The sequence below is a fragment of the Mesorhizobium sp. M0938 genome, from assembly GCF_040319125.1.
GTDB classification, from domain to species: Bacteria; Pseudomonadota; Alphaproteobacteria; order Rhizobiales; family Rhizobiaceae; genus Mesorhizobium; species Mesorhizobium robiniae.
Window position 1 is genome coordinate 407,749 of sequence record NZ_JAMYNS010000003.1, and the last position, 16,314, is coordinate 424,062.

Annotated in this window: 15 protein-coding genes; 9 read left to right on the plus strand and 6 right to left on the minus strand. The window is 63.9% G+C overall.

Going from position 1 to position 16,314, the window contains the following annotated elements:
• Genes NKH73_RS07265 through NKH73_RS07300 form a run of 8 tightly spaced genes read left to right on the plus strand, consistent with a single transcriptional unit; the run spans position 1 to position 8,687 of the window.
• On the plus strand, positions 1 to 261 hold the full coding sequence (locus NKH73_RS07265) for a sarcosine oxidase subunit delta (protein WP_352929617.1): 261 nt from the start codon (positions 1 to 3) through the stop codon (positions 259 to 261).
• Complete coding sequence (locus NKH73_RS07270; RefSeq protein ID WP_352929619.1) at positions 258 to 3,113, plus strand: 2Fe-2S iron-sulfur cluster-binding protein; 2,856 nt, start codon at positions 258 to 260, stop codon at positions 3,111 to 3,113. The genes NKH73_RS07265 and NKH73_RS07270 overlap by 4 nt, the downstream gene beginning before the upstream one ends.
• Positions 3,114 to 3,704 carry a hypothetical protein gene (locus NKH73_RS07275; protein ID WP_352929621.1) on the plus strand — a complete coding sequence of 197 codons (591 nt, stop codon included), beginning with the start codon at positions 3,114 to 3,116 and terminating at the stop codon, positions 3,702 to 3,704.
• Positions 3,697 to 4,626, plus strand: coding sequence for a dihydrodipicolinate synthase family protein (locus NKH73_RS07280; RefSeq protein ID WP_352929623.1), 930 nt, complete (start codon positions 3,697 to 3,699; stop codon positions 4,624 to 4,626). The genes NKH73_RS07275 and NKH73_RS07280 overlap by 8 nt, the downstream gene beginning before the upstream one ends.
• Positions 4,627 to 4,635: 9 nt before the next feature.
• The gene (locus NKH73_RS07285) at positions 4,636 to 5,604 is read left to right on the plus strand and encodes a D-2-hydroxyacid dehydrogenase (RefSeq protein ID WP_352929625.1); all 969 of its coding nucleotides are present in this window, start codon (positions 4,636 to 4,638) and stop codon (positions 5,602 to 5,604) included.
• Between the two features lie 21 nt (positions 5,605 to 5,625).
• On the plus strand, positions 5,626 to 7,167 hold the full coding sequence (locus NKH73_RS07290; protein ID WP_352929628.1) for a trimethylamine methyltransferase family protein: 1,542 nt from the start codon (positions 5,626 to 5,628) through the stop codon (positions 7,165 to 7,167).
• Between the two features lie 41 nt (positions 7,168 to 7,208).
• Complete coding sequence (locus NKH73_RS07295; protein WP_352929631.1) at positions 7,209 to 8,015, plus strand: amidohydrolase family protein; 807 nt, start codon at positions 7,209 to 7,211, stop codon at positions 8,013 to 8,015.
• Between the two features lie 6 nt (positions 8,016 to 8,021).
• The gene (locus tag NKH73_RS07300; RefSeq protein ID WP_352929634.1) at positions 8,022 to 8,687 is read left to right on the plus strand and encodes an amidohydrolase family protein; all 666 of its coding nucleotides are present in this window, start codon (positions 8,022 to 8,024) and stop codon (positions 8,685 to 8,687) included.
• Positions 8,688 to 8,787: 100 nt separating this feature from the next.
• Here the strand turns inward: NKH73_RS07300 and NKH73_RS07305 are convergent, their stop codons facing one another.
• The 6 genes from NKH73_RS07305 to NKH73_RS07330 all read right to left on the minus strand — a co-directional run bounded on the left by NKH73_RS07305 (position 8,788) and on the right by NKH73_RS07330 (position 14,745).
• Positions 8,788 to 9,453, minus strand: a complete 666-nt coding sequence (locus NKH73_RS07305; protein ID WP_352929637.1) for a cysteine hydrolase family protein — start codon at positions 9,451 to 9,453, stop codon at positions 8,788 to 8,790.
• Positions 9,450 to 10,733, minus strand: a complete 1,284-nt coding sequence (locus tag NKH73_RS07310; RefSeq protein WP_352929640.1) for a hydantoinase/carbamoylase family amidase — start codon at positions 10,731 to 10,733, stop codon at positions 9,450 to 9,452. Before NKH73_RS07310 ends, NKH73_RS07305 begins: the two co-directional genes overlap by 4 nt.
• Entirely contained in the window at positions 10,730 to 11,890 is a 1,161-nt protein-coding gene (locus NKH73_RS07315) for an NAD(P)/FAD-dependent oxidoreductase (protein WP_352929642.1), read from the minus strand. Before NKH73_RS07315 ends, NKH73_RS07310 begins: the two co-directional genes overlap by 4 nt.
• Before the next feature lie 31 nt (positions 11,891 to 11,921).
• A complete protein-coding gene (locus tag NKH73_RS07320) occupies positions 11,922 to 12,845 on the minus strand; it encodes a nitrilase-related carbon-nitrogen hydrolase (RefSeq protein ID WP_352929645.1) in 924 nt (307 codons plus the stop codon).
• The gene (hydA, locus tag NKH73_RS07325; RefSeq protein ID WP_352929648.1) at positions 12,830 to 14,260 is read right to left on the minus strand and encodes a dihydropyrimidinase; all 1,431 of its coding nucleotides are present in this window, start codon (positions 14,258 to 14,260) and stop codon (positions 12,830 to 12,832) included. Before hydA ends, NKH73_RS07320 begins: the two co-directional genes overlap by 16 nt.
• Positions 14,261 to 14,394: 134 nt before the next feature.
• Complete coding sequence (locus NKH73_RS07330) at positions 14,395 to 14,745, minus strand: RidA family protein (protein WP_352929651.1); 351 nt, start codon at positions 14,743 to 14,745, stop codon at positions 14,395 to 14,397.
• 313 nt (positions 14,746 to 15,058) lie between these two features.
• Between NKH73_RS07330 and NKH73_RS07335 the strand changes: the two genes are divergently transcribed.
• Complete coding sequence (locus tag NKH73_RS07335) at positions 15,059 to 16,312, plus strand: MFS transporter (protein WP_352929654.1); 1,254 nt, start codon at positions 15,059 to 15,061, stop codon at positions 16,310 to 16,312.
• Positions 16,313 to 16,314 lie beyond the last annotated feature (2 nt).

The following is a 16,314-nucleotide window of genomic DNA, read 5'->3' on the forward strand; positions in this document are numbered from 1 at the left end:
ATGAAACTGCTGACCTGCCCGATGAACGGCCCGCGCAACATAGACGAATTCCAGTCCTTCGGACCTGTCCGCGCCACGCCGGATCCGGACCAGACCCCCGATGCGGAATGGTCGTGGCAGTTGTTTCGTGCCGAGAACCGGAAAGGCATCATCATTGAGTGGTGGCGCCACGTGCCAAGCAACACTTTCTTCCTCGCCGAACGTGACCTCGTCAGCAACGAAGTCATCCGTACTTTCACGGCATCCGGACTGGGGCAATGATGAACCGACTGCCCGAACCCTGGGGAAGCCGGATCGACCGAACGCGCCCCGTGCGCTTCACCTTCGAGGGCAATGCGTTCGAAGGCTACGAGGGCGACAGCATCGCGAGCGCGCTTGCCGCCTCAGGGCAATGGGTGCTGTCTCGCTCCTTCAAATACCATCGTCCGCGCGGCATCCTCAGCATGACGGGAGCCGAGGCCAACACGCTCGTGCAGCTGCCGTCGGAGCCCAATGTCGCCGCGGACCGCACACCGATCAGCGAAGGCTTGCGGGTCAGCGCCCAGAACGTCAACGGCTCGCTCGAGCGGGACCGCGATGCGATCATCGACAGGCTGGGACGCTTTCTGCCGGTCGGCTTCTACTATCGGACCTTCATGGGCCCACGCCGCGACAGCTGGCTCAAACTCTGGGAACCGATGATCCGTCGCAAGGCCGGACTGGGCGTCGTCGACACGAAAGCCCCTCATCGGCCCTTCGACAAGACGCATCTTCACTGCGACCTGCTTGTGGTTGGCGCCGGTCCTGCCGGGCTGAGTGCGGCCATCACCGCTGCGGAAGCCGGCGCAGATGTCGTGTTGTGCGACGACAATCCGGAGATCGGTGGATCGCTGACCTATGGCCGGTATGATCCGGAGACGCTTTCGGCTCTGTCGTCGCGTCTTCGGGGCTTTCCCAATCTGCGCGTGCTGACCGAAACGGTCTGCAATGGATGGTACGAAGACAACTGGCTGCCGTTGATCCAGGGCAATCGGCTCTACCGCGCGCGTGCCCGCGACGTGGTGCTTGCCACCGGCTCGATCGAGCAGCCTGCAGTTTTCCGCAACAACGATCTGCCGGGAGTTGTGCTCGGCAGCGCAGCGCAGCGCCTGATCCGACACTATGGGGTGCGTCCTGGGCGAAGAGCCGTTGTGCTGACCACCAGCGACGACGGCTACCAGGTCGGGCTGGATCTGGTCGAGGCCGGAGTCTCGATCGCATTGGTCGTCGATCCGCGCCTCGCTGGCGAAGCCGGACCGTTCGAAGCCATGCTGCGCGACAAGGGGGTTGCCATCCAGAAAGGCGCAACAGTCGAGGCCGCGGCAGGATCCGCCGGCAATCGGCACCTTGCGCGTGTTCGCACAGGCGGACGCTGGGTCGAATGCGATCTGCTGACGGTCTCGGTTGGCCAGGTGCCCGCCTGGCAACTTCCATGTCAGGCTGGCGCGAAGGTCGGATACGACGCCACTATCGCCTCGATGACGCTGGCCATTCCGAAAGGGCCGGTCGAGCTTGCCGGTAGTCTCGCCGGCTGCAATGACGTCGAGACCGCGGTCGCCGACGGTCGTCGCGCCGCGGCGGCGGCGCTCTCACGGCTGGGCCATGTCATCGAGCCAATCGTCACCAAGCCTGCAGAGATCCGTTCGGGTTACGTGCAGCCAATTGTTGCAGATGCCAAAGGCCGCGACTTCGTCGATTTCGATGAGGACTTGCAGGTCAAGGATCTGCAGAACGCCATCAAAGAAGGCTATCGCGAGATCGAGCTCGTCAAACGCTTCACCACCGTGGGCATGGGCCCGAGCCAGGGCCGCCATTCCGCTCTGGCGACAGCGAGGATCGTCGCTGAAGCGACGGGCCGAACGGTGGCTGAGGTCGGCGTCACCACCGCGCGTCCACCGGTCGGACCGGAGACGCTGGGTGTCCTTGCCGGCCAACACCAGCCTCTCGAGCGGCGCACCGCGCTGCATGCACGGCACCTTGCGCTCAACGCGGTGATGAAACCGGTCGGCGCATGGTGGCGGCCGTATTTCTATGGCGATCGTAGCGATGCGGAAAAGGCGATCCGCGAAGAGATCATGGCCGTGCGGCAAGGTGTTGGCCTGCTCGACGTCTCGACGCTCGGCAAGCTTGAGGTGCGTGGACCCGATGCCGGCATGTTCCTCGACCGGCTCTACACGATGGCGCATTCCAATCAGCCGGTTGGGCGCGTCCGCTATTGCCTGATGCTGAACGAGATGGGCTCCGTGGTCGACGACGGCGTCGCTTATCGCATGGCGCAGGACCAGTTCTACGTGACGGCCACGACCGGTGCGGTCGCGCGCGTCTATGCCGACATGCTGTTCTGGAACGCGCAATGGCGCTTGCAGGTCGATGTCCTCAATCTCACCGGTGCGTTCTCGGGATTGAACGTCACTGGACCCAAAGCCCGGGATGTCCTTCAGGCCCTGGAGGGCGATATTGATTTCTCACGCGAGGCGTTTCCGTATCTCAGCGGGCGCGACGGTGTCGTCGGTGGCGTGCCGGTGCGCATCATGCGGATCGGCTTCACCGGTGAACTCAGTTACGAGCTGCACTGCCCCTCCAGTCTTGCGCCAACGCTTTGGGATGCGGTGATGGCTGCTGGTAAGCCGCATAGCTTGCGGCCCTACGGTTTGGAGGCGTCGCGCATCCTTCGACTGGAGAAGGGCCATATCTTGATTGGCCAGGATACCGATGCGATCACCACGCCGGACGAACTCGGCTTCGGCTGGGCGGTTTCGAAGAAGAAACCGTTCTTCGTCGGCAAGCGCTCCATTGAAATGCGCGCGCGGCTGCAACAGGCCCGTAAGCTGGTCGGTCTGCAATTTCCAGCCGGCGCAAAGGACATTCCCGGGGAGAGCTGCCTGGTGTTGCGCGGCGGTGCGCCGGTTGGCCAGATCACGTCGATCGGCTTCTCGCCGACGCTCGGCTGTCATATCGCACTCGCCTACGTCCATATCGATGACCAGGCGGAAGGAAGCCAGGTGACCGTGAAGTGCCGGAACGGCCGTCTGGTCGACGTGCCGGTGGTCGCTCACGCCTTCTTCGATCCCGCCAACGCCCGGCAGGAGATGTAGATGGCGACGTCCGGTCCCAACCTGGCGCCTGTGTTTCCGTTCATGCCCGGTGGCTCGGCGGCTGATACGCCGCTACCCTCCGGCGCGGTCGCGCTGACCGATCTCACGGCCAGCTCGCGCTTCGGCCTGAAGGGCGGCGGCAGCGCCGACTGGCTCGCCGCGAAGGGGGTGCCTTTGCCCGCCGTCAATCGGGTCGGCGCCTATGGCGGCATGCGCGTGCTGCGCCTCGGCGGCGAGGATATCCTGCTGCTTGCCGAAGGGGCCGACGATGCACTCGCCGAACTCAGCCACAGCTGGCATGGTGCTGCCGCGCCAAAGGGATATTCGTCGTGGCGCGAGGAGGGATGGGCGTGGATGCGCCTCTCTGGCGCCAAGGCTTCCGAAGCGATGAGCCGGTTATGCGCGGTTGATCTGAGAGCCGGACGTTTCAGCGCCGAAGAGCTTGCGCAGACGCGTGTCGGCCACATCGAAGCCGTCACTTTTCGTTCTCAAGCAGGCTTCGACGTGCTTTTTGATATTACCGCATCGGCCTTCTTCGCCCGCATCGTGGCGGCGGTGGCGAAGCACTGCACGAGTTTGCCTCATGAATAGAAGGATTGACATGACCCGCCCGCAAGGAACCATCGCGCCGATCTTGACGCCGTTCGAAAACGACGGCGGCATCGCAAGAGATCTCTTGATATCACATGCGAAGTGGGTGCTGGATCAGGGGGCGCATTTCCTGTCGCCCTTCGGCACGACGGGCGAGGCTCTGTCGCTTTCCCCACGCGAACGCATGGAGGCGCTGGAATGGCTGGTCGACGCCGGTATTTCGCCTAGCCGCCTGATGCCCGGCACGGGCGTTACCGCCCTGCCCGAAACAGTCGAACTGACGGCCCATGCGGTCGGTCTCGGCTGCGCCGGGGTGATGGTGCTGCCGTCGTTCTTCTACACGGCCGCCGGCGACGACGGCCAGGCCCGCTACTATAGCGAACTGATCGAGCGGGTGGCGAACCCAGCTATGAAGATGATCCTCTACCACATCCCGCAGAACTCCGGCGTGCCGGTGAGCCCCGCCCTGACCGCGCGACTGAACGAGGCATTTCCCGACACCGTGGTGGCCTACAAGGACAGCGCCGGCGACTGGAACAACACGGCGGCGGTGATCGCCGCGGCGCCTGATGTCGCGGTCTTCCCCAGTTCGGAAGCACAGCTGACCAAGGGACTGGCCAGTGGCGCTGCGGGATGCATCTCGGCAACCGTAAATCTGAACGCGGCGGCCATCCGGGCCCTCTATGATGCGACGCTGGCGGAGGAGGACGTTGCCGAGGCCGATGCCGCAGTGAAGGCGTTCCGCAAGGCCGTCCAGGACGCTGGCCTCATCCCGGCGATGAAGGCCGTGCTGGCGGTGCGGTCCGGCGACAGTCGCTGGCTGAACCTGCGTGCGCCGCACGAAAATGCCACGCACACCGCAGGAGAGGCATTGCTCGCCGTTCTCGGCAAGTCGGCCGACCACATTGGTCGCCGGGCCTGACGCAGTATCATGTCCACTCACCCCTCCGTCATCCTGCACACCGACCGACCGGCATCGGCGCTGGCGGTGCTGAAGGAGACCCATCCGGACCTTGCCGTCAGCAGCTGCGAGACCTACGCCGCCCTTCCCGACCTGATCGAGCGCACGGCTGCCGAGGTCGTCTACTCCGTCCGCTTCGACGGAACGCCACGGTTCCCCCGCCAGGCACTGGTCGAAAGCCGGACCGTGAAATGGGTGTCGGTCGGCGGCTCCGGCACGGACCATCTGGGATACTGGGATCCGAAGCGACTTATGGTGACCAATGCAGCGGGCGTGGCAGCCGGCATGCTCGCCGAATATGCACTCGGCGCGATGCTTTCCTTCTCGCTGGACCTGCGCAGCTTTGCGCGTCGTCAGCAGGCGCGCAGTTGGACAGGAGGCCGCGTCGAACCGATCGAGGGAAAGACGGTTCTCATCATCGGCCTTGGCAAGACGGGCACGGCGGTCGCACGCCGCGCCCATGCAATGGGCATGAACACGCTTGGCATACGCGCGCGTCCCAAAGCCATGGCTTACCTGGACGAGGTGCACGGCCCGGATGCCCTTCACGCACTGCTTGGACGTGCCGACTTCGTCGTCTGTTGCGTTCCCTTGCTGTCGAGTACACGCGGACTGCTCGATCATGCAGCCTTCTCCGCGATGAAGCCGTCCGCCGTCCTTGTCGATATCTCGCGCGGCGGCGTGGTCGAGGAAGCCGCACTCCTGGCAGCGCTCGATGGCAACCGGCTCAAAGGAGCAGCCCTTGATGTCTTCACGACCGAGCCGCTGCCGGCAGATCATCCTCTGTGGGGCTATGACAGTGTCATCGTCACCCCGCACTGCGCGGCGGTCTACGAGGGTTGGGACGTCAAATCAGTTCAGATGTTTGCGGACAATCTGGCGCGCTACCGCAGCGGCGAGCCGCTCAACAACGTGGTCAATCCGGAGCGCGGCTCCTAAGCCGGAAGGGAATGCGATCTCATGACACAGGACAGGCGCGGCGGCGGCCGCAGATCGAGGATGGAACGCGGCGGTGGCGGCATCTCGCAGCTGCCCTGGCAACATGTTGAGAACCCCTACCCGCCCATGCAGCTTCTGGACGAGGAGCGGATGGAGAGACTTCACGACACCTCGATGCGTATCCTCTCGGAGCTCGGCATCCGCGTCATGAGCGAAAAGGTGATGGACCTGTTTGCGAAGGCGGGCGCCATTGTCGATCGCGAGAACAGCATTATAAGGATCGACGAAAGCCTGGTGACCGAAGCGCTGCGCGCGGTTCCGTCATCCTTCACGCTGACCAGCCGAAACCCGGCAAAGCAGGTTCGCTTCGGCGGCAATTCGCTGGTTTTCGGCCTGGTGGCCGGTCCTCCCAACGTCCATGACAGGATCAATGGCCGTCGTCAGGGAAACCTGCCGGACTACCAGAATTTCATTCGGCTCGCGCATCACTTCAACGCCATTCACATCATCGGCAACCAGGTGGTGGCGCCAATGGAGCTGCCGGCCAATTCACGCCACCTTGACACCTACTATGCCAACCTGACGCTGAGCGATCTCAGCTTCCACTGCACCGCGATCGGCCGCGCAAGAGCGATGGACGGCATCAACATGTTGGCAATCACGCGCGGCATTACCGTCGAGGAAATGCGCGCCTCGCCGGGGGTGACGACGATCATATCGATCAATTCGCCGCGCCTGTTCGACGATGCGATGGCCGAAGGCCTGATCGCGATGGCCGAGCACGGGCAACCCGTAACGGTCACCCCCTTCACACTGATGGGGGCGATGACGCCGGTGACGCTCGCCGCCGCACTCTGCCAGCAGAATGCCGAAGCCCTGTTCGGCATCGTGCTCACCCAGCTTGTCAATCCGGGCACGCCCGTCATGTACGGTGCCTTCACATCCAACGTCGACATGAAATCGGGCGCGCCGGCATTCGGCACGCCGGAAAATGCCAAGGCAAACATCGTCGCCGGACAATTGGCGCGGCGCTATAATCTTCCCTATCGCACCTCCAATGCCAATGCGTCCAACGTGGTCGACCTACAGGCCGCCTACGAAACGGAAATGGCAACGTGGGGCGCCGTGCTGGGCGGTGCGAATCTGATCTACCACGCGGCAGGCTGGCTAGAGGGCGGGCTGACCGCCTCCTATGAAAAGCTCGTCCTCGATGTCGAGATCCTGCAGAACATGATGGAGTTTCTGCGCCCCCTGCCGTTCCAGGAGGACGATCTGGGTTTCGAGGCTATCAAGTCAGTGCCGGCCGGCGGCCACTTCTTCGGCGCCGAACACACCATGTCGCGATACACCACCGCCTTCTACCAGCCGATGCTTTCCAACTGGCAGAATCATGGCAGCTGGCAGGAAGCCGGCGGCAAGGACGCGCTCGAACGCGCGACTGAACTCTGGCAACAGGCGTTGCGCGATTACGAGGAGCCGGTGATGGATGCCGCGATCAGGGAAGAGCTCGACGCCTATGTCGCGCGTCGCCGCGAAGAAATTGCTGCTAATCCAGACGCTTAAGGTGATAACCTGACGTGAGCACCAAAGAGGGAATACCCGGGATGCTTTACGACCTCGTGCTGCGCAACGCGACGTTGATCTCAGGCGATGGTTCAAAGCGTTTTGACGCTGATCTCGCTATTGCCGGCAACAGGATCGCCGCCATCGGCAGGCTGGATGACGCGCGCGGCGCCGAGGAGATCGATGCCTTAGGCAAGATTGTGGCGCCGGGGTTCATCGACGTTCACACCCATGATGACGGGGCGCTGCTGGCGCCGCATGGCATGGACCCGAAGATCAGCCAGGGCGTGACTACGGTGATCGCCGGCAATTGCGGCGTGAGCCTCGCGCCCCTGCTGCTCGACAAGACGCCGCCACCACCCTTCACGCTGGTCGGCGGCCAAGAGAATTTTCGCTTCGACCGCTTCGCCGACTACGTCGCCGAACTCAGACAACGCGGCATCGCCACAAATGCGGCCTTGCTCGTCGGCCACACGACCCTGCGACAGCGCATCATGCCGGTGACCGACCGTGCTGCCAACGCGACAGAAACGGCGCTGATGCAGGACGCCGTGGCGCAGGCCATGGCCGAGGGTGCCTTCGGCCTGAGCACCGGCCTCGATTATCCGCCGGCGGTCAATTCCTCAACCGCGGAGGTCAAGGCGCTGGCCGCGACGGCGGCAAGCCTCGGCGGGCCTTATGTCACCCATACGCGCAATTATTTCGAGACGATGGACGAGGCGATCGAGGAAGCCATCGACATCGCCTGTCATGCCGGCGGCAAACTTGTTATCTCGCATCACCAATGCACCGGCCACGCCAATTTCGGCAAAAGCCGGCCCTCGCTGGCGCGGGTCGACCGCGCCTGAGAAACGATGGACATCGGCATGGATGTCTATCCCTATGCGGCGAGTTCGACCGTGTTGCGTCTGGAGCGCTGCGATACCGGGTTGAAGATCCTCATCACCTGGTCCGATCCGCATCCCGAAATGGCAAGACGTGAGCTAAGCGACATCGCGCGCGAATGGGACTGCAGCGAACGCGCCGCCGGCGAAAGACTGCTGCCGGCAGGCGCCGTTTATTTCCAGCTCGACGAGGCGGACGTCCGCAACATCATAGTCCATCCACGTACCATGATCGGCTCGGACGGCTTGCCGCATGACATTCACCCGCATCCGCGCCTATGGGGCACCTTTCCGCGCGTGCTTGGCCACTATGCCCGCGATGTCGGGCTGTTCAGTCTCGAGGAGGCCGTCTTCCGGATGACGGGCCTGCCAGCGCGTGAGTTCGGAATCCAGCAACGGGGGGTATTGGTGGAAGGCAACTTCGCCGATCTCGTCGTCTTCGACCCCCAGACGGTTATCGACACCGCAACTTTCGAGGAGCCGCGCCGGCCCGCTGCCGGCATCGAGCATGTCCTCGTCAACGGCATATCGGTCTGGCGCGACGGTAAGGCGACAGAAGCCCTGCCGGGCACGGTCCTGAGCCCCTCTCCTTCAGTCACGACCGTCAAGGTCGGCGCATGCTGCTGCGGCGCCTAGAGCCTGATCCATCCCGATAGAATCGGAATGGGGCTCAATCTTTTTTGTTGACCATGATCTTATCCGAAAACCGGTTTCCACTTTTCGGGATCATGGTTTGTCACAACGTTTCGTAGAGCCGGTCGACGGTCTCGAGCGTATAGGTGAATTCCACCGGCCGTGTGCAGCGCCAGCCATCAAAGGACTGGCCGGCGAGAGCCTTCAATGCCTCGGGCATGCGCAAGATTCCCCCGCCATAAAGCCGATTGGCCATGTCGAGCATGCCAGTGCGATGCATGGCATCGGTCATGCTGCCGCAGGCATCCTTGACCAGCCAGACCCGAAACCCCTGATAAACCGCATCGAAGACGCTTTCGGTCACGCAGCTGTCGGTCAGCACACCGGCGACCATCAGGTTCTCGATGCCGAGCGCGGCAAGCCGTTGCGCAAGATCGGTACGGCGAAAGACACTCGGCCAGTGCTTGTGGATGACGATATCGCCGGGCAGCGGAGCCACCTCGGCGCAGATCTCGGCCTCATGGCTACCCGCCACGGCCGAGCGGAATTCCTCGGTCAGGATTTCCTCTTGCCGGGTATAGGTCTTGCGCTCCTCCGGCTTCACCCAGGCTTGGGCATGGATCACCGGCATGCCCGCCGCGCGGGCCGTTTCGATCAAGGAAGCGGCATTTTCAAGGATCGTGTCGTAGCCGATGACCGGCCAGGCGGCACCGGGGCGATATTCGTTCTGCAGGTCGATGACGAGCAGTGCCGATGCTGCTAGATTCATGAATGCTCCCGGGGATCGTCGAAACCAGCGATGAAATGGAAAAGCAGCCGGATCGCCTGATCGAGATCTGCGATCTCCATGCTTTCGTGCGGATTGTGGCTGCCGTTGCGGTTGCGCACGAAGATCATCACGCTGGGCACCTTCGCGCCGGCAAAGGCGGCGGCGTCATGCCCAGCGCCGCTCGGCATGTGTGGCACCTCCATCTGCAAGTCGCTGGCCGCGCGGTCCAGCCCGGCGATCAGGGCAGAGGACATGGTGGCCGGCTCCCAGGCGAAGCGAGGTCCGGGCTCGAAAATCACGCAACGCCTGACACCAACCTCTGCGAAGAGTGCGCGCAGCCGTGCTTCGATCCGCTCCAGCACGGCGGCATCCGCGCTGCGTACGTCCAGGGTAAAGCCGAGTTCACCCAGCACGCGGCTGCCGCCATGCTGACTCGGATCCGACTGCACCCGCCCAAACGTGATGGTGGCCTCATGCCCCTCGCGCTCGAGCGCATCCCATTCGGCTTCGAGGCCGGCGACCAGATCGGCGAAGCCCAGGACGCTGTCATGCCGGGCGAAGCGCGGCTCGGCGCCCGAATGAGCATAGCTTCCGATGCAAGACGCACTGACATAGCGAAAGCCCCCAGCGATACCGGTGACGATGCCGAGCGGCACGTCGGCGGCAACCAGGCGCGGTCCCTGCTCAATATGCACCTCGATGAAAGCGGCGATCCGGCTGGCATCGATTCCTGGCACACCACGCCGCACCGCATCGGGATCGAAACCCTCCTCGCGCATATGCTCGGCGAGGGTCCGGCCGCTGTCGGACCGCCTGGCTTCGAGCGATTCCAGCTCCAGCAGGCCCAGTGCCGCTAGGCTGCCAGGATAAGACAAGGGAAACCAGACCGCTTCCTCGGCACGCGTCGCCAGCAGAATAAGATCGCGCGAGAGCCGCATGTCTTGCCCGACCAGTTCGGCCATGACACCCAGCCCGGCCACGACGCCGGCAGCGCCATCGAAATTACCGCCATGAGGCACGCTGTCCAGGTGTGAGGCGACGACGATCGGAGACAGGTCGGGGTTGCGGCCGGCGAGCGTCAGGTAGAGATTGCCGGCGGCATCGACACGCGCCACGGCTCCCAGCTTTTCCGCTTCGTCGCGGACAAGCCGATGAGCGAAACGCTCTCCGGGCCCATAGGCGACCCGGGTAATGCCGGGCGCATCGGTCGTTTCTTGCGCGAGAATTTCCAGGACGCGGCCGGCAAGCTCGCCGCCCGCCGTCAGGCCGGCAAAGGTCATGACGAGGAAGCCCGCTGAGGATGGACATCGGCGTCGCGCAGGCGCCGAGGCGCGATATCCGCCAATGCCACACCTTGCCGCGCGACATCATCGGGAAGCCCTTTGCCCTGGATCAGGCTGGCGCAAATGCGCGAGAGCGCGGGAGACGTCTTGATGCCATAGCCGCCCTGCCCGACCAGCCAGATGAAATCGGGGACATCATCGTCGGGACCGACGACGGGCGATCCGTCGGCGGCGAAGGTCCTGAGACCAGCCCATGAGCGCGAGACGCGGTGCACCTCGATGGTCGTTGCCTGAGCGAGGCGCTCGACGCCAATGGCGACATCGAGGTCCTCGGGATAGGCATCCATCGGCGCCGACGGCGTGGCGTCGGCCGGCGAGACCAGCAGTTGGCCGGCGTCCGGCTTGAAATAGAATTCGGCGCCAACGTCGTCGACCAGCGGCCAATCCGCGATGTTGGCATCGGCTGGCGCCGGGATGTTGAAAGCGGTGCGGCGCTTGGGCTGTAACCCGACCGGGCGCACACCGGCCATGCCAGCAATCTCATCGCCCCAGGCGCCAGCGGCATTGACGATAAGCGGCGCGAGAAATGGTCCCGCTTCCGTCTCAACGCGCCATTGGCCACCTTGCCGGCTGATGGTCCTGACGCCGGCATTGGTGATGATACGGGCGCCGCGAGCGCGGGCGCCACGCAGATATCCCTGATGCAGACCGTTCACGTCGATATCCATCGAGTGCGGTTCGATGAAGGCGCCGGCCAGATAGTCGGCGCGCAGCACCGGCACGCGTGAAATCGCCTCAACCGGCGTGATCGGGACAATCGAAGGCACGAAGGCCCGCGCCGTCTCCAGCGCTTGCCGCAGAAGCTCGAGCTGGTCGCTGCGCGCCACCGTGATCATGCCGCGCCTGCCGAGCAAGGGATAATCGCAGAAGCCGGTCGGCGGTTCGGTCAGGAAGGCCCGGCTTGCCAGCACGAGCCGACGGATGACGCCGTTGCCGTAATTCTCGGTAAAGCTCGCCGCCGACCGGCCTGTCGTGTGGTAGCCGCAATGGCTTTCCCGCTCGAGCAGGACGACCGGCGCCGACCGGGAAATCTCGAAGGCGGCACCGGCGCCGGCTATGCCGCCGCCAATGACGATGATTCCAGTTTCGGTCATCTTGGCAGCGCTCGTTGCTTTGAAGCTTTGCTCATGATCTCACACCGGGCTCGCAGATGAGACGATATTGATCCGGCCGGCGATAGAGCGCGAAGTCGAAATTCACCTTCCGGCAGGTCGCGATGAGATCGAGATCGGCGCGATGGACAATGACCTCGTCGCCGAGCGAAAGCGCCTGCGCGGCGATCTCACCGGTGGGCGCGATGATGCAGGAACCGCCGATCAGCGCCTGGCCGTCTTCGAGACCGGCCTTGGCAGCCGCCGCGACCCATAGCGTGTTCTGGTAGGCTCCGGCCTGCATGGGCAGATGGTTGTGGAACATGCGCAAATGCGCCAGCGCCGGCGCCTCGTCGAGCAGCAGCGGTGTGTTGTAGCCGATCAGGGCCACCTCGGCGCCGTTCAGGCACAGCATGCGGTAGGTTTCCGGCCAGCGGCGGTCGTTGCAGATCGCCATGCCAATGCGGACGCCGCGATAGTCGAAAACCGGAAAGCCGAGATTACCCGGCTCGAAGTATCGGCGCTCCAGATGGGTGGTCGTGCCCTCTTCCGGTTCGCTCGATCCCGGCACATGCATCTTGCGATAACGGCCGACGAAGGCGCCATCCGGTCCGACGAGGTCCATGGTGTTGAAACGGCGCGTCCGGCCGTCCTCGTGCAGAAGTTCGGAATAGCCGAGCGCGAAGCCGATCTTGAGGCGAGCGGCGCAATCATGCAGCCGCTGCGTTTCCGGCCCCGGCATCAAGCGCTCAAAGAAGGACTCGATCTCGGCCGGATCGTCGATGCGCCAGCGCGGAAAGAAGGTCGTCAACGCCATCTCGGGGAACACCGCGATCTCCGCGCCGGCGGCGGCAGCCCGCTCCAGCAAATGGACGAGGCGGTCGACCGTCTCGGCACGCGAAGCGCGGCGTTGGACAGGTCCGGTCTGGCAGACCGCGATGGTCAGGCATCTAGCCATGGGGTCGTGTCCTCGACGGGTTTTCTGGAATGGGAGGGGTCGGCGGCGGTTCGCGGCACGAAGCGCCCGAACCCTGGCGTTGCCTGAAGCACGCCTTCGGCGATCACCGGCTCGCCGCGCACCAGGACGGTGGTCGGCTTGCCAGTCACGGTCCGGCCCTCATAGGGCGTGAAGTCGACGCGGGAATGCAAGGCAGCGTGCCCGAGCGTCCATCGCGCCGCGGGATCCCACAAGGCCAGGTCGGCATCCAGCCCAACGGCGATGCGGCCCTTGCGATCCGCAAGCCCATAGACCGATGCGGCATTGCGTGAGGTGAGATCCAGATAGCGGCCAAGCGTCAGGCGGCCGGTCAAAAGCCCTTCCGAGAACAGCAGGGGCAGACGAGTCTCGATGCCGGGAATACCGCTCAGCGTCGTGTTGAAGCCAGGCGTCTCGGAGCCGCCGATCTTGTCGGCGAACCAATAGGGAGAATGGTCGGACGACCAAAGATCGATGCCGCCATCGATCAATGCCTGCCATAGATGCTGTTGGCTGCGCGGCGAACGTGGCGGCGGCGAAAAGACAAAGCGCGCGGCGTCCATGGCGGGGCGGTCGAGATCGGCGGAGCCGATGAACAGATATTGCGGGCAGGTCTCGGCGATGGCGTCCACCCCCCGCGCCCGCGCCCGCTCCACCTCTTCGGCCGATTGCCAGGAGGAGACGTGGACGATGGTCATGCGCGCGCCGGTCATTTCCGCGAAGGCGAGGGCGCGGTGCGTTGCCTCACGCTCCATGGTCTCGCTATGGGCAACGACGTGATAGCGGATGTCGGTGCGGCCGAGATCGATCAGGCGCTGGCGCGTGCGCCGGATGGCGGCGTCGTTCTCGGCATGGACCATGACGATCCAGCCGAGGCCGCGCGCCGTGTCGAGGATCCTGAAGAAGAGATCATCGTCGACCGCGAAGCCCTGATAGGTCATGAACAGCTTGACCGAAGCGATGCCTCGCCCCGCCAGTCGAAGCAGTTGACCCTCGACATCGGAGCCCGTGCCCATGGTCACCACGGCGTGCAGTCCGTAGTCGATTACCGCGCGTCCCGCAGCGCGATCGAGCGCACGGTCCACGGCATCGATCGTCGTCATGTCCGGACCCGGCATGCCGAACGGGATGATGCATGTCGTTCCACCGAAAGCCGCCGATATGGTGCCGGACTCGAAGTCGTCGGCATTGCCTGCCCCGCCCCAGACCGGCTGATCGAGATGGCAGTGGGCGTCGATGCCTCCCGGCATGACCCAGCGGCCGCCGCCATCCAGAAGCGTCTTGCCGGACAAGCCATTGCCGATGGCGGCGATGCGGCCGCCATCAATGCCGACGTCGCATTCGGCCCACCCGTCGTCGAGCGCAACGCGGCCGCCTTTGATCACCAGATCATGCATCTCATTCGCCCGCGTGATCCCCAAAAAAATTTCGCCTAACGCGCGCCGCGTTTGACCGGCCTCATGTGACGCGCTTTAGGTTGTTTTATGCATGTCGTTATCGCAAAACCGGTGCACACTTTGCGCGACATGCATTAGGCGACAGCCGCGGTGACCATAATCTCGACGCGATACTGGTCCCCGGCAAGGCGTGCCTCCACCGTCGCTCGTACCGGCATCGCACCGCGGTCGATCCAAGCGTCCCATGCTGTATTCATCATGTCGAAATCGGCAATATCCCGCAGCCAGATCTGGGCACTGAGCAGCCTGGTCTTGTCACTTCCGGCTTTGGCCAGATAGGTGTCGATCTTGGCAAGAATCTCGCGCGTCTGCGCGGCGGTGTCGCCGGACAGATCGTCCGCGGTCATGCCAGCCAGATAGACCGTGCCGTTGTAGCTTAGCACCCGGCAGAAGCGCTGGCCGTTCTCGAAGCGTTCAATCGTCATGCATTTGCCCTTGGCTGGATTTCGGGTTCGGCGGATTGGCTATGGTAGGGAGTACACAAAACCACTGTAAAGCCTGACAGACGTGGAGATGCCGCTTTCCTTAGGAAGTATGGCCAAAAAAATTAGGGCCATAGCCATGTCAATCTTCGCTTGTCGTCGCCTAGGCGACGTGTAGCTTTTGCTGGGAACGAGCAGCCGTGAGCCAACGGCGCCGCGAGGGGAACCGCCGCAATGTATAACAGCACCGCGCCGGCCGTCGGGAAGGCTCGTTTCCGATCGCCGACTTGCGTCGGACTCGGCTGATAGCCGCCCTATGAGTTCGCTCGCCCGATACGCGATCCACGTCTGGCGAAACGCGGAGCGCTCACGCGCGCTGCTGCCGATCATGGTCAGCATCTGTCTGGCCTGCACGGGCAGCGCCATGCTGATGACCGCCGTATCGCTCACCCTCGGCAAACCCGGCATCGCCCCCGACGTCGTCCAGATCGTGCTGACCGCCTATCCGGTCGGCTTTCTGATCGGATGCCTCGTCACGCGGCCGCTGGTTGCGCGCTACGGCCACGAGCGAACATTCGTGCTGATCCTGGTCCTGGCGCTGCTGTCGGCCTCGGGATTCGTCCTTACCGATTTCGTGCCCAGCTGGTTCTGCTTCCGGCTACTCGGCGGCCTGTCGATGGCATCGATATTCGTTGTCTGCGAAAGCTGGATCAATCTCTATGCCGAGCAACACAATCGCGGCGCGATGTTCTCGATCTACATGCTGACGACGGCGATCGCGGTGTTGTTGGGGCAAGTACTGGTCGCGCTGGTAGGGCCGCAGTCGCCGCATCTATTCTCGGTCGCGGCCGTGATCACCCTGCTGGCGCTCATTCCCAAAGCCCTCGGCAAGCGCTGGCCGGCACTGCCCTCGGCCGTTGCCGACCCGGACCGTCCGCCAGGCTCAAAACCTGTGAAGCCTCTCGGTCCCCTGACACTCTTCCGATTGGCGCCGGTGACGGTGGTCGCCATTTTCCAGGCCGGCATTACCAACATGAACATATTCGTGCTGACACCGATCTACGGTACGCAGATTGGACTGTCGGCTGCGGCAACCGTCTGGCTGGTGACCACCATCAGTATCGCCGGAATGCTCGCGCAAGCGCCGGTGGGCTGGCTGTCGGACAGGGTTGACAGGCGTCTGATGCTCCTGGTGCAAGGCATTCTCTCCGGCACCTTTTGCGCGATGATCGCCTGGGTCGGCAATTCTTCGCAAGTGCTGCTATTCGTGCTGTTCTTCTCCTACGGTGCCACGGCGCTGACGATCTATCCGGTCGCCATGGCGTTCGGCGCCTCGCAACTTCCCGGTCGGTACATGGTCGCGGCATCCGGCACGCTCCTCCTGCTCTACTCGATCGGCAATGTGGCGACGCCGGGCGTCGCTGCCGGATTGATGGACCATATCGGGCCGCCGGCCATGTTCCTGCTGCTCGGGGGCGGTGCGGTGCTGGTCACGCTTGCCGCCTGCTACAATCTTCTGCGGCGGCCGGTCGCGAGACCGGCGGTGCAAACGGTCGAGGAACAGGTTTGACG